The organism is Marinicrinis sediminis (assembly GCF_042685085.1).
Lineage (GTDB): Bacteria > Bacillota > Bacilli > Paenibacillales > KCTC-33676 > Marinicrinis > Marinicrinis sediminis.
The window spans coordinates 27,997-42,442 of the sequence record NZ_JBHUMM010000038.1 but is presented as its reverse complement, the minus strand read 5'-3'; the positions used below and the strand labels follow the sequence as shown (position 1 = coordinate 42,442).

Annotated in this window: 11 protein-coding genes and 1 other annotated feature; all 11 genes read left to right on the top strand. The window is 47.4% G+C overall.

From position 1 onward, the window contains the following. The first annotated feature begins 30 nt into the window (after positions 1–30). The 11 genes from rplK (at position 31) to fusA (ending at position 14,412) form a co-directional block, all read left to right on the top strand. The gene (gene rplK / locus ACFSUC_RS13000) at positions 31–456 is read left to right on the top strand and encodes a 50S ribosomal protein L11 (RefSeq protein WP_379930050.1); all 426 of its coding nucleotides are present in this window, start codon (positions 31–33) and stop codon (positions 454–456) included. Between the two features lie 57 nt (positions 457–513). After that, a complete protein-coding gene (rplA, locus tag ACFSUC_RS12995) occupies positions 514–1,194 on the top strand; it encodes a 50S ribosomal protein L1 (protein ID WP_379930049.1) in 681 nt (226 codons plus the stop codon). Positions 1,195–1,269: 75 nt separating this feature from the next. Continuing rightward, positions 1,270–1,421 (top strand) — a sequence feature (ribosomal protein L10 leader region). Between the two features lie 34 nt (positions 1,422–1,455). Further along, complete coding sequence (rplJ, locus tag ACFSUC_RS12990) at positions 1,456–1,965, top strand: 50S ribosomal protein L10 (RefSeq protein ID WP_379930048.1); 510 nt, start codon at positions 1,456–1,458, stop codon at positions 1,963–1,965. Between the two features lie 69 nt (positions 1,966–2,034). Next, complete coding sequence (rplL, locus tag ACFSUC_RS12985) at positions 2,035–2,403, top strand: 50S ribosomal protein L7/L12 (RefSeq protein ID WP_379930047.1); 369 nt, start codon at positions 2,035–2,037, stop codon at positions 2,401–2,403. 193 nt (positions 2,404–2,596) lie between these two features. Then, positions 2,597–3,193: a class I SAM-dependent methyltransferase gene (locus ACFSUC_RS12980; RefSeq protein ID WP_379930046.1), complete on the top strand. Its 597-nt coding sequence runs from the start codon at positions 2,597–2,599 to the stop codon at positions 3,191–3,193. Between the two features lie 437 nt (positions 3,194–3,630). Further along, positions 3,631–7,176 (top strand): DNA-directed RNA polymerase subunit beta, encoded by a 3,546-nt coding sequence (gene rpoB / locus ACFSUC_RS12975; protein WP_379930045.1) that lies wholly within the window; start codon positions 3,631–3,633, stop codon positions 7,174–7,176. A gap of 47 nt (positions 7,177–7,223) precedes the next feature. Then, positions 7,224–10,847: a DNA-directed RNA polymerase subunit beta' gene (gene rpoC, locus ACFSUC_RS12970; RefSeq protein WP_379930044.1), complete on the top strand. Its 3,624-nt coding sequence runs from the start codon at positions 7,224–7,226 to the stop codon at positions 10,845–10,847. A 126-nt stretch (positions 10,848–10,973) separates the two neighbouring features. Then, on the top strand, positions 10,974–11,222 hold the full coding sequence (locus ACFSUC_RS12965) for a ribosomal L7Ae/L30e/S12e/Gadd45 family protein (protein ID WP_379930043.1): 249 nt from the start codon (positions 10,974–10,976) through the stop codon (positions 11,220–11,222). Between the two features lie 128 nt (positions 11,223–11,350). Continuing rightward, entirely contained in the window at positions 11,351–11,770 is a 420-nt protein-coding gene (rpsL, locus tag ACFSUC_RS12960) for a 30S ribosomal protein S12 (protein ID WP_379930042.1), read from the top strand. A 43-nt stretch (positions 11,771–11,813) separates the two neighbouring features. Further along, complete coding sequence (rpsG, locus tag ACFSUC_RS12955; protein ID WP_379930041.1) at positions 11,814–12,284, top strand: 30S ribosomal protein S7; 471 nt, start codon at positions 11,814–11,816, stop codon at positions 12,282–12,284. A gap of 52 nt (positions 12,285–12,336) precedes the next feature. Further along, the gene (gene fusA, locus ACFSUC_RS12950; RefSeq protein ID WP_379930040.1) at positions 12,337–14,412 is read left to right on the top strand and encodes an elongation factor G; all 2,076 of its coding nucleotides are present in this window, start codon (positions 12,337–12,339) and stop codon (positions 14,410–14,412) included. Positions 14,413–14,446: the final 34 nt, after the last annotated feature.

Sequence of the window (14,446 nt, the reverse complement as noted above, 5' to 3'; positions counted from 1 at the left end):
ATACCACACTATGGCAAGGAGGTGTGTCGCATGGCTAAAAAGGTAATCAAAATGGTGAAACTGCAAATTCCTGCAGGGAAAGCGAATCCAGCTCCTCCAGTAGGTCCGGCTCTAGGTCAAGCGGGTGTGAACATTATGGCATTCTGTAAAGAGTTCAACGCACGTACGCAAGAGCAAGCTGGCTTGATTATTCCAGTAGAGATCTCCGTATTCGAAGATCGCTCATTCACCTTTATCACCAAAACTCCTCCAGCTGCAGTCTTGTTGTTGAAGGCAGCGGGGATCGAAAAAGGTTCTGGTGTACCGAACAAAACAAAAGTGGCTAAAGTGAAGCGTGACAAGGTTAAAGAGATCGCTGAAACGAAAATGCCTGACCTGAACGCAGCATCCGTTGAAGCTGCAATGCGTATGGTTGAAGGTACAGCTCGCAGCATGGGAATCGTCATCGAAGACTAATTTCCGGCGCGTATATGTGGGAGGTTCAACCGTTAATACCACGAAGGAGGAAGAAAAATGGCTAAGCTAGGCAAGAAATATCAAGAAGCGCTCAAGCTGATTGATCAAGAAGCTTCTTACAGTGCGCAAGAAGCAATGGAACTTGTCAAAAAAGCAGCGACTGCCAAGTTTGACGAAACCGTCGAAGCTGCAGTTCGTCTGGGCGTAGATCCGAAGAAACAGGATCAGGCTGTTCGCGGTGTGGTTGTATTGCCGCACGGAACAGGTAAAACCAAAAAAGTGCTAGTCTTCGCAAAAGGAGACAAAGCAAAAGAAGCAGAAGCCGCTGGTGCTGATTATGTAGGCGATCAGGATATGATCAACAAAATTCAGCAAGGCTGGTTCGAATTTGATGTCTGTGTAGCAACACCTGACATGATGAGTGAAGTTGGTAAATTGGGACGTTTGCTTGGTGGTAAAGGTCTCATGCCAAATCCGAAAGCAGGTACCGTAACGTTTGACGTTACAAAAGCTGTACAGGAAATCAAAGCAGGTAAAATTGAGTTCCGTTTGGATAAAGCAGGACAAATTCACGCTCCAGTTGGAAAAGTGTCTTTCTCTGCAGAACAACTCTCTGAAAACCTGTCTGCTTTAGTAGATGCGCTCAACAGAGCGAAACCGGCAGCTGCAAAAGGAACATACATGAAAAATGTAGCCGTTTCTTCTACAATGGGTCCGAGCGTTCGCGTTGACGTATAATAAAGCTTCAGTCGCAAATAGTTGACATATCTAACTGGATGTGATAATCTATGTTGTGGCTTTGGGAAGTTATCTTGGAATTGAATATGCTTGCCGTAGACAGTAGGTGCCAATTGGCTTAATTTCCTACCGAGGTGTTGCGATAGATGAAGATTGAACATGAACATTCATGCATCTTTATGACATCCTGCCTCCGTTATGTCTGCGGAGGCTTTTATATTATCCAAATATCCCACACTTAACTTTCAGGAGGTGTGATTGGTGCCAAACGCAAAAGTTCTTGAACAAAAACAGCAAATGGTTGCTGAAGTGACAGATAAATTTCGTGACAGTGCATGTACCGTCATTGCGGATTACCGCGGCTTGAATGTTGCGCAAGTAACAGAGCTTCGTAAGAATCTGCGTGAAGCAGGTGTAGAGTTTTCCGTTATTAAAAACACATTGCTTAGACGTGCAACTGCAAGTGCGGAACTGACTGAACTGGATGAGCATTTGACGGGCCCGACTGCGATTGCTTTCAGCAATGATGATGCAGTTGCTCCGGCGAAGATTTTGAACCAGTTTGCTAAGAAAAACGAGCATTTGAAGATTAAAGCAGGTGTCGTAGAAGGTAAGGTTGTTTCCATGGATGAAATTAAAGCTCTTGCTGAACTTCCATCCAGAGAAGGACTTCTCTCTATGTTGCTTAGCGTGCTTCAAGCTCCTGTACGCAACTTCGCATTGGCTGTTAAAGCTGTGTCTGAAAAAGACGGCGAAGCACAAGAAGCTTAAGTTTAGGTTTGAACTAAGTATTCGATCGTATGACAAAAATAAAAAATTAAGATTATATGGAGGTTTACCATGAGCAAAGAACAAATCATTGAAGCGATTAAAGGAATGACCGTTCTTGATCTGAACGACTTGGTAAAAGCAATTGAAGAAGAATTCGGCGTAACGGCTGCTGCTCCAGTAGCAGTTATGGGTGGCGCTGCTGGTGGTGCTGAGGCAGCTGAAGAACAAACTGAGTTCGACGTTGTATTGGCAAACGCTGGTGGATCCAAAATCAACGTAATCAAAGTTGTTCGTGAAATCACAGGTCTTGGCCTGAAAGAAGCGAAAGCTTTGGTTGACGAAGCTCCGAAGCCAATCAAAGAAAAAGTATCCAAAGAAGATGCAGAAGCTGCGAAAGCGAAGCTTGAAGAAGCTGGCGCAACTGTAGAATTGAAATAGGAATGCTTGAACAATCCCCTTGAAACCCCTTCAAGGGGATTGTCTTCATACATGAATCCATGGAGTGTATGAGGAATACGGGTATCGGCAGGAAAAGATATGTCGAATGAGGATGAATCAAAGGGTCATGAACAGGGAATGAGAATGCCGTATGGTGTCGATCCTTGAGTCCGCAATCAAACAGGAGGAGTCTATGTCGGAGCATTATTATACAGCCAAGCCAAGTACGGAACATCAAACGCGCTGGATCGAAGAGGAAATTCGAGGGGTACGGATGTCTTTCATGACCGATCGGGGCGTTTTTTCGAAAGGCGGGATTGATTTCGGGAGCAGGCTTTTAATTGAAACGATGCAGATTCCAGATCAGTCCAGATTGCTTGATGTAGGCTGCGGATATGGCCCGATTGGTTTGTTTGCACAGAAACTAAATGCCACATGTCAGGTGACGATGATTGATATTAATGAGAGAGCCCTGCAGTTGGCTGCCACAAATGCAGCGCGAAATGGACTGGATCAGGTGCGTATTCACCAGAGTGACCAGTTGTCAGCTGTTCAGGATCAGAAATTTGACATGATCGTGACCAATCCGCCCATACGGGCAGGCAAACAAGTGGTCCATGGCATTTTCGAATCGGCACATGCCTGTCTGAACAAGGGTGGCACACTGTGGATCGTCATTCAAAAAAAACAGGGAGCTCCCTCCGCCCAGGCCAAACTCCAGGATTTATTCGATGAGGTTGAAGAGCTGACGAAAGACAAGGGGTATCGGATCTACAGAGCCGTGAAGTAAAGCAGAAATATAGAAAGAAAGCGAATTATTTTTCATGCAAATCTGAAAGTTTTTGATTGACTCTCGTTTTTTGTTGTGTTAAAATTATAAAATGTCAGTATTGGGATGCTCTATATGTCTTTAGTACAGTGAAATGTCAAGGATAAATTTCATTGCAACTTGAGAGGAATAATATTTTGGCATTTTACGAATAATAAGATGATTTTGGGCAAATCTACATGATAAGGGAAAAGTGTGAACAAGAACAAGGATCAGGAGTGGCACCCGTTGCGAGTCAATGTAGCGCACAAGCTGGTGAATCCCTCCGAATAGCTGCCTACTTGACTTCATGAGGTCATTGACCGGGTTTTCGGGCAAGGATGGAAGTAGGGGGCTTTGTTTTGTTTTCACTTTTTTCTGTGCAATTTGCGTCAATAGACATAAGGGGTGAAGGGAAGTTGGCAGGTAAACTTGTTCAATACGGTCGCCGCACACGAAGAAGCTATGCCCGTATCAATGAAGTTCTGGAGGTGCCGAACCTCATTGAAATCCAACAAAAATCCTATCAATGGTTTTTGGATGAAGGATTGAGAGAAATGTTCCAGGACATTTCGCCAATTCAGGATTTCACAGGCAATCTGGTCCTCGAATTCATTGACTACAGTCTTGGTGAACCCAAATATTCCGTAGATGAATGCAAAGAGCGCGATGTTACATACGCGGCTCCGCTCAGGGTAAAAGTGCGTCTTCTGAATAAGGAAACAGGGGAAGTCAAAGAGCAGGAAGTGTTTATGGGTGACTTCCCGCTGATGACAGAGACAGGGACATTTATTATCAATGGTGCTGAACGGGTTATCGTCAGCCAGCTTGTTCGCTCTCCTAGCGTCTATTTCAGCACCAAGGTAGATAAGAACGGAAAAAATGCGTATACAGCTACTGTGATTCCAAATCGCGGAGCATGGCTGGAACTGGAAACCGACGCCAAGGATATCGTATATGTACGGATTGATCGTACGCGTAAAATCCCGGTAACGGTTCTTCTTAGAGCGCTCGGTTTTGGTACGGATCAGGAAATCATTGACTTGCTTGGGGAAGACGAATTTATTCGGAATACGCTCGACAAGGACAATACAGATTCCACGGACAAAGCACTGATCGAAATATACGAAAGGTTGCGTCCGGGCGAACCGCCAACACTGGATAATGCAAAAAGCTTACTGGTAGCCAGATTCTTTGATCCAAAGCGTTATGACCTGGCAAACGTGGGTCGCTACAAGATCAATAAGAAACTGCACATTAAAAATAGATTGTTTAATCAGCGTCTGGCTGAATCCCTGATTGATCCTGAGACAGGTGAGATTATTGCGGAAGCTGGACAGGTCGTAGATCGTCGATTGCTTGATGAGATTCTGCCGAGTCTTGAAAATGGTGTAAATCTGAGAGATTACAGCGTGCAAAACGGTGTGCTGGATGCAGTTGACATTCCGATGCAAATGATTGATGTGTTCTCGCCTTCGGAAGACGGGAAGGTCATTAAAGTCATCTCGAACGGCTATATTGAGAAAAGCGTCAAAAACATTACACCGGCTGATATTGTCTCTTCTATTAACTACTTCCTGAATTTGTTGCACGGCGTAGGTGATACCGATGACATCGATCATCTGGGGAACCGTCGTCTTCGCTCTGTCGGGGAATTGCTGCAAAACCAGTTCCGGATCGGATTGTCACGGATGGAGCGTGTGGTACGTGAGCGGATGTCCATTCAGGATGCCAACACCATAACCCCGCAGCAGCTCATTAATATTCGACCGGTTATCGCTGCGATTAAAGAGTTCTTCGGAAGCTCCCAGTTGTCACAGTTTATGGATCAGACGAATCCACTGGCTGAATTGACACATAAGAGACGTTTGTCTGCTTTGGGACCGGGTGGTCTGACTCGTGAGCGTGCAGGGTTTGAAGTTCGTGACGTTCATAACTCTCACTACGGACGTATGTGTCCAATTGAGACGCCGGAGGGTCCGAACATCGGATTGATCAACTCCTTGTCTACCTATGCCAGAATCAATGAGTACGGGTTTATCGAAGCGCCATATCGCTGGGTAGATCCGAAAACGCATCAGGTGACAGGTAAGATAGATTACCTCACAGCAGATGAGGAAGATAACTATATTATCGCGCAGGCGAATGCGAAGCTGAATGAAGACGGAACTTTCACGAACGAGTCGATTATCGTTCGTTACAATAAAACGTCTGATAATATCCTGACCCTCCCTCGGGAACGAGTGGATTACATGGATGTATCTCCTAAACAGGTCGTATCCGTTGCAACCGCACTGATTCCGTTCCTCGAGAACGATGACTCGAACCGTGCGCTCATGGGATCGAACATGCAACGTCAGGCAGTTCCGCTTCTCGTACCACGTTCCCCGCTCGTAGGGACCGGGATGGAGCACAAGTCTGCCAAAGACTCCGGTGTATGTATTGTGTCCAAGTACGACGGTGTGATTGAAAAGGTCAGTGCAAAAGAAATTCACCTTCGCCGCCAGGAAATGGTGGATGGAAAACTTGTAAATGGCGATCTCGTCAAATACAAACTGACCAAGTTCATTCGCTCCAACCAGGGAACCTGTATCAACCAGCGTCCGATTACACATAAGGGCGAAGTCGTCAAGGCAGGAGATATCCTGGCTGATGGTCCTTCTACACAACAGGGTGAGCTTGCGCTCGGTCAAAACGTTGTCGTGGCCTTTATGACATGGGAAGGCTACAACTACGAGGATGCGATCCTGCTCAGTGAGAAGCTGGTGAAGGAAGATGTATACACGTCCATTCATATTGAAGAATATGAATCTGAGGCGAGAGATACGAAGCTGGGACCGGAAGAAATTACGCGTGACATCCCGAACGTAGGGGAAGATGCGCTGAAAAACCTGGATGAGCGAGGAATTATTCGCGTGGGTGCAGAAATATCTGCCGGAGACATCCTGGTAGGGAAAGTAACGCCTAAAGGGGTTACAGAGCTGACGGCTGAGGAACGCTTGCTGCACGCAATCTTTGGTGAGAAGGCGCGTGAAGTTCGTGATACCTCCCTGCGCGTACCGCATGGTACAGACGGGATTGTCGTCGATGTTAAAGTATTCACTCGTGAAAACGGAGATGAGCTGCCTCCGGGTGTCAATCAGCTGGTTCGGGTTTATATTGCCCAGAAACGTAAAATTTCAGAAGGGGATAAAATGGCAGGTCGTCACGGAAACAAAGGGGTTATTGCCCGTATACTTCCGGAAGAAGATATGCCGTTCCTGCCTGATGGCACGCCTGTCCAGGTTGTGCTGAATCCACTGGGCGTTCCGTCCCGTATGAACATCGGACAGGTGCTGGAGCTTCATCTCGGCATGGCGGCCAAGTACCTGGGCATTCATACCGCTACGCCGGTCTTTGACGGAGCTTCAGAACATGATGTATTTGACACAATGGAAGAAGCTGGCATGCAGCGAAACGGGAAAACCCTCTTGTTTGACGGTCGTTCCGGAGAACCGTTTGAGCGTGAAGTGACGGTTGGGGTCATGTACATGATCAAACTGGCGCACATGGTAGATGACAAGATCCATGCGCGTTCTACAGGTCCTTACTCGCTCGTTACACAGCAGCCTCTGGGAGGAAAAGCGCAGTTCGGTGGACAACGCTTCGGAGAGATGGAAGTATGGGCACTTGAAGCTTATGGAGCGGCCTACACCTTGCAGGAGATTCTTACGGTCAAGTCCGATGATGTAGTCGGTCGTGTGAAGACCTATGAATCCATTGTCAAAGGCGAGAATGTTCCTGAGCCTGGCGTACCTGAATCCTTCAAGGTATTGATTAAGGAATTGCAGAGTCTCGGGATGGACGTGAAAATCCTGACGGAGAACGAAGAGGAAATCATTATGAAAGAACTGGATGATGAGGACGATCATTCAGGTGACAAGTTGAGTTTGAATCTTGAAGGCGCAGAAACAGGTAGTGAATAATAGATAGTCAAGTGTAACCACTAGACAAACTGCAGGAGGGTTGCTCCTTGATCGACGTGAATAATTTTGAGTTTATGAAAATCGGGCTGGCCTCGCCAGATAAAATCAGATCCTGGTCAAGAGGAGAAGTAAAAAAGCCTGAAACCATCAACTATCGGACATTAAAGCCCGAGAAGGAAGGGCTTTTCTGTGAGAAAATCTTCGGACCGACCAAAGACTGGGAATGTCATTGCGGAAAATACAAGCGCGTACGTTACAAGGGCGTTGTCTGTGATCGATGCGGCGTTGAAGTAACACGGGCAAAAGTACGACGTGAGCGGATGGGACACATTGAGCTTGCCGCTCCGGTTTCCCATATCTGGTACTTCAAAGGGATTCCAAGCCGTATGGGCCTGGCGTTGGATATGTCTCCGCGTTCCCTGGAAGAAATCATCTATTTTGCGTCCTACGTGGTCACGGACCCGGGGGACACACCACTTGAGAAGAAACAGCTGTTATCCGAGAAGGAATTCCGCAGCTACCGTGAAAAGTACGGATACGCCTTCCAGGCAGGCATGGGTGCAGAAGCAGTCAAGAAACTGCTCGCTGATATCGATGTAGATAAAGATGTCGTGCTGCTGAAGGAAGAGTTGAAAACTGCACAGGGGCAGCGCAGAAATCGTGCGATCAAGCGTCTTGAAGTACTAGAGGCATTCCGCAACTCCGGCAATCATCCCGACTGGATGGTGCTGGACGTACTGCCTGTCATCCCGCCAGAACTGCGCCCGATGGTGCAGCTCGATGGGGGTAGATTCGCGACTTCAGACCTGAACGATCTGTATCGCCGGGTCATTAACCGCAACAACCGTTTGAAGCGCCTGCTTGATCTCGGAGCTCCGGACATCATTGTTCAAAATGAGAAGCGGATGCTGCAAGAAGCAGTCGATGCGCTCATCGACAATGGTCGTCGCGGACGTCCGGTTACGGGTCCAGGAAACCGTCCACTGAAATCCCTCAGCCACATGCTGAAAGGGAAACAGGGTCGTTTCCGTCAGAACCTGCTCGGAAAACGGGTGGACTACTCCGGTCGTTCTGTTATCGTCGTAGGGCCGCAACTGAAAATGTACCAATGTGGATTGCCGAAGGAAATGGCGCTGGAGCTATTCAAGCCGTTCGTCATGAAAGAGCTTGTCAACAAAGGGTTGGCGCACAACATCAAGAGTGCGAAGCGCAAGGTAGAGAAAGTCAGCTTCGAAGTATGGGATGTACTAGAAGAAGTCATCAAGGAGCATCCGGTTCTGCTGAACCGTGCCCCTACGTTGCACAGACTTGGTATTCAGGCATTTGAGCCCACACTGGTAGATGGCAAGGCGATCCGTCTTCATCCACTCGTATGTACGGCTTACAATGCTGACTTTGACGGAGACCAGATGGCGGTACACGTTCCATTATCCGCGGAAGCGCAAGCAGAAGCTCGGATTTTGATGCTGGCATCCGGCAACATTCTCAATCCGAAGGATGGGAAGCCGGTCGTTACACCGTCACAGGATATGGTACTTGGAAGTTATTACCTGACCGTAGAGAACAAAGAGTCCAAAGGCTCTTACTCTATCTTCACCAGCGTCAATGAAGCGGTGCTTGCTTACCAGACAGGTCTTGCCTCCTTGCATGCCCGAATTGCCATTCCGGTTAAAGCGCTCAATCGTGAGAGCTTTACAGAAGAACAGCAACAAGGCATGCTGATTACGACCGTTGGTAAATTGATCTTCAACGAAATTTATCCGACTTCGTTCCCGTATATCAATGAACCAACAAAGGAAAACCTGACGGCGATCCATGAACGTTTCATTGTGTCGGAAAAAGGGAAAGACCTTGTGGAGCTCATGAAGGAACTGCCGGAAACAAAAGCGATCGGCAAAGACTACCTGGGTACCATTATCGGTGAATGTTTCCGTCGTTATCATACGACTGAAACGTCCATCATTCTTGATAATATCAAGCAGAATGGTTTCACGTATTCCACGAAGGCGGGGATCTCGATCGCGGTTGCGGACGTACTCGTACCAAGTGAGAAGAAAGAAATCATGACCGCTTCAGAAGAAAAAGTAGAAACGATCATGAAGCAATACCGTCGCGGCTTGATCACAAACGATGAGCGTTATGACAGAATCATCGAAATTTGGAGCAAGGCGAAGGATGAACTGACGGAAATTCTCATGAAATCGATGGATAAATACAATTCCATCTCCATGATGGTAGATTCAAAAGCACGGGGTAACAAATCCCAGATTACACAGCTTGGCGGAATGCGGGGTCTGATGGCGAATCCGTCTGGTCGGATTATCGAGTTGCCGATCAAGTCCAACTTCCGTGAAGGTCTGACCGTATTGGAATACTTTATTTCCACTCACGGAGCGCGGAAAGGTCTTGCCGATACCGCACTGCGTACAGCGGATTCCGGTTACCTCACACGTCGTCTCGTTGATGTGGCGCAGGATGTGATCGTTCGCGAAGATGACTGTGGTACAGACAAGGGAGTTGTCGTGTATCCGATTCAGGATGGCAAGGAAGTCATTGAAGGCATTTACGACCGGATCGAAGGTCGCTATGCATTCCAGACCGTACGCCACCCGGAAACCAATGAAGTCATCTGTCAGCCAGACCAGCTGATCGAAGATGAAATTGCGACCGCCATCGTCAATGCAGGCATACAGAAAATTACCATTCGTTCGGTACTAAGCTGCCGCACTCGTCATGGCGTATGTAAAAAATGCTACGGCCGCAACCTGGCTACTGGCAAATTCGTTGAGATTGGGGAAGCGGTCGGTATTATCGCAGCACAATCCATCGGAGAGCCAGGAACACAGCTGACGATGCGTACCTTCCATACGGGAGGGGTTGCCGGAGACGATATCACGCAAGGTTTGCCGCGTATCCAGGAGCTGTTCGAAGCCCGTAATCCAAAAGGTCAGGCGATCATCACAGAGCTGGACGGTACCGTCAAGGAAATCCGCGAGGCAAAAGATCGTCGTGAAATTGAGGTAGAGGGTGAAGCAGAATCCAAAACCTACAATGTACCGTATGGTTCTCGTATTCGCGTCACCGTCGGGCAGAGTGTCGAAGCCGGTGATGAACTGACCGATGGTTCCATCGATCCGAAGGAAATGCTTCGTATCAAAGGGATCCGTGGCGTTCAAAACTACATTCTGCAAGAAGTGCAGCGCGTTTACCGTAACCAGGGTGTTGAGATCAACGACAAGCACGTTGAGGTTATGATTCGTCAGATGCTTCGCAAAATCCGCATCGTAGATGCTGGAGATACCACCTTGCTGCCAGGTGCGTTCGTAGATATTCATGAATATGAAGAAGCGAACAAGAAAGCCCTTTATGCAGGTGGAGAACCGGCTGTAGCCAAGCCAATCTTGCTCGGAATCACCAAGGCATCCCTTGAAACAGATTCCTTCCTGTCTGCGGCCTCCTTCCAGGAGACCACGCGTGTCTTGACAGATGCAGCGATTAAAGGCAAGGTGGACCAGTTGCTCGGACTGAAGGAAAATGTCATTATCGGGAAACTGATTCCAGCTGGAACAGGCATGAATCGCTATCGCAATGTCAACATGCACGACCCGCTTGCTGTAGAGGCAGCAGCAGAAGCGGAAGTGGAGACAGAAGCGGTGCCAGTGGAACAATAAACCGCTCATTGAAAAAGACAAAGGTGTCAGGAAGAATTAATTCAAAACTCTTCTTGACACCCCTATTTCAAAGATGCTAATATATCGAAGTGTGCCAAAACCCTGATTGATACTTTGGAGGATCGAATGTCTAATGATGAAGTGATTCGGGAAGGCAACTACAAGATTGGCACGAAACAGACGTTGAAATCGGTGGAGCTAGGCAAAGCCGAGCATGTCTATGTGGCAAAAGATGCAGATCCGAAGTTAATTCACAGAGCGGTTTCGCTTTGTAAAAAACATGGAGTGAAAGTCGTCCATGTCGATACAATGAAAATGCTTGGAAAAGCATGCGGAATTGAAGTTGGGGCTGCAATGGCGGCTCTTGAAAAATGAAAGACCGATGTTTTTGTTGAGGTTCAGGTAACGGACTTTGGCAAAAACATTTCCTTTGTCTCAGGATGAACCGCCTGGATCTGTGGACTTAAAAAAACATTAACAAATGCTTGGAAGGAGGTGCAGACATGCCAACAATTAACCAGCTCGTACGTAACGGTCGTAAAGCGAAAGTTGTAAAATCCAAATCTCCAGCGATGCAAAAAGGATACAATGCCTTGAAGCGTGAGGAAACGGATATCAGCTCTCCGCAAAAAAGAGGCGTTTGTACTCGTGTAGGTACGATGACGCCGAAGAAACCAAACTCCGCGCTTCGTAAATACGCGCGTGTGCGTTTGACAAACCGTGTTGAGGTAACCGCTTATATTCCGGGAATCGGACACAACCTGCAAGAGCATAGTGTCGTATTGATTCGTGGAGGAAGAGTAAAAGACCTGCCAGGGGTTCGTTATCACATCGTTCGCGGTGCATTGGATACAGCAGGTGTGAACAACCGTATGCAGGCTCGCTCCAAATATGGCGCGAAGCGTCCGAAAGAGAAAAAATAATTCGTTTCATTACGATATCATTATCAGGAAAGGGGGATAACCCATGCCACGTAAAGGACCCGTAGCACGCAGAGACGTATTGCCAGATCCGATCTATAACAGCAAGCTGGTGACTCGCCTAATCAACCGTATCATGTTGGACGGTAAAAGAGGTGTAGCGCAAACATTGCTGTATGATGCATTCGAAATGATCAAGGAACGTACAGGCAACGATCCGATGGAAGTGTTTGAACAAGCACTGAAGAACATCATGCCTGTATTGGAAGTGAAAGCACGTCGTGTAGGTGGTGCGAACTATCAGGTGCCGATCGAAGTCAAGCCTGAAAGACGTACTTCCCTAGGATTGCGCTGGTTGGTGCACTATGCTCGTCTTCGCGGTGAGAACACGATGCAAGAGCGTCTTGCAAACGAGATTATCGATGCAAGCAACAACACAGGTGCAGCAGTGAAGAAACGTGAAGATACACACAAAATGGCCGAAGCGAACAAAGCATTTGCTCATTATCGCTGGTAGGATTAAAATGGTTTTGTGAATCTATAGTTAATCAATGGAAGGAGACCGATTCATGCCTAGAGAGTTTTCCTTGGAAAATACAAGAAACATAGGCATCATGGCTCATATCGACGCCGGTAAAACGACGACGACTGAGCGGATCTTGTTCTATACCGGACGTACTCACAAAATCGGTGAGGTTCACGAAGGTGCTGCAACCATGGACTGGATGGAGCAGGAACAAGAGCGCGGGATCACCATTACATCTGCTGCAACGACAGCTGCGTGGAAAGGTTATCGAATCAACATCATCGATACTCCTGGACACGTAGACTTCACCGTTGAAGTAGAACGTTCCCTGCGTGTTCTCGACGGCGCAGTTGGGGTTTTCAGTGCCAAAGAAGGTGTTGAGCCTCAATCTGAAACCGTATGGAGACAGGCGGATCGTTATGGTGTGCCACGGATTGCCTATGTAAACAAAATGGATATCATCGGCGCAGATTACCTGAACGTTGTGAAGGATATGCGCGAGCGTCTCCGAGCCAATGCAGTACCGATTCAATTACCAATCGGTGCGGAAAATGAATTTAACGGAATTATCGACATCGTTGAACAGAAAGCTTGGATCTTTAAAGATGATCTGGGCCGTGATTATGATGAGATCGAAATCCCGGCTGAATTCAAAGACCAGGTAGAAGAGATTCGGACGGATCTGATCGAGCGCGTAGCTGAGCTTGATGAAGAACTGATGATGAAATATCTGGAAGGCGAAGAGCTGACTGTTGATGAGATCAAGCAAGCCCTGCGTAAAGGGGTTTGTGACGTTAAAATCTTCCCGGTTCTTTGTGGATCTTCTTATAAGAACAAAGGGGTTCAAGCTGTTCTTGATGCGGTGATCGATTACTTGCCAGCTCCAGTTGACGTTCCTGCGATTAAAGGTCAACTCGAAGACGGTACAGAAGTATCCCGTAAATCTTCTGACAGCGAGCCTTTCTCTGCACTGGCATTCAAAATCATGACGGATCCATATGTAGGAAAGCTGACGTTCTTCCGCGCCTATTCCGGTGTGCTCAGCGCTGGTTCTTACGTGCTGAATGCCACCAAAGGCAAGCGTGAGCGTATCGGCCGTATCCTGCAAATGCATGCCAACAGTCGTGAAGAGATTGATCAGGTTTATGCAGGGGATATCGCAGCTGCAGTTGGATTGAAGGACACTACAACAGGAGATACTCTCTGTGATGAGAAGAACCCGGTTGTACTTGAATCCATGGACTTCCCGGATCCGGTTATTCACGTAGCCGTTGAGCCGAAGACAAAAGCGGACCAGGACAAAATGTCTGTGGCGCTGTCCAAGCTTTCCGAAGAAGATCCGACTTTCCGTGCGAGAACCGATGAGGAAACTGGTCAAACGATCATTTCCGGTATGGGTGAGCTTCACCTTGAAATCATCGTAGATCGCATGAATCGTGAATTCAAAGTAGAGACTAATGTAGGTAAACCTCAGGTTGCTTACAGAGAAACTTTCCGTCAAGCTGCTAAAGTGGAAGGAAAGTTCGTTCGCCAGTCTGGTGGACGCGGTCAATACGGTCACGTTTGGATTGAGTTTGAACCGCTTGAAGCAGGTTCCGGCTATCAATTCGAAAACAAAATCGTTGGTGGTGTCGTTCCTCGTGAATACGTCCCAGCGGTTCAAAATGGTATCGAAGAAGCGATGAAGAATGGTGTTCTTGCGGGTTATCCGCTTGTAGATATTAAAGCGACCATCTTTGATGGTTCCTACCATGATGTCGATTCCAACGAGATGGCGTTTAAAGTGGCGGGTTCCCTCGCGCTGAAAGCTGCCAAAGACAAGTGTAAGCCTGTTATCCTTGAGCCTATTATGAAAGTGGAAGTTGTTGTTCCAGAAGAATATATGGGCGATGTAATGGGTGATATCAACTCTCGTCGTGGACGCATTGAAGGTATGGATACACGTGCAGGCGCACAAATTATTCGATCTCACGTTCCATTGTCGGAAATGTTCGGATACTCCACAACCTTGCGCTCTCGTACACAAGGTCGCGGCGTCTACTCGATGGAGCTTTCTCACTACGAAGAACTGCCTAAGTCTATCGCGGATGAGCTTGTCGCAAAGAACAAAGGTGAATAAATAAATTATTGAAAATTTAAGGAGGCAACCTACT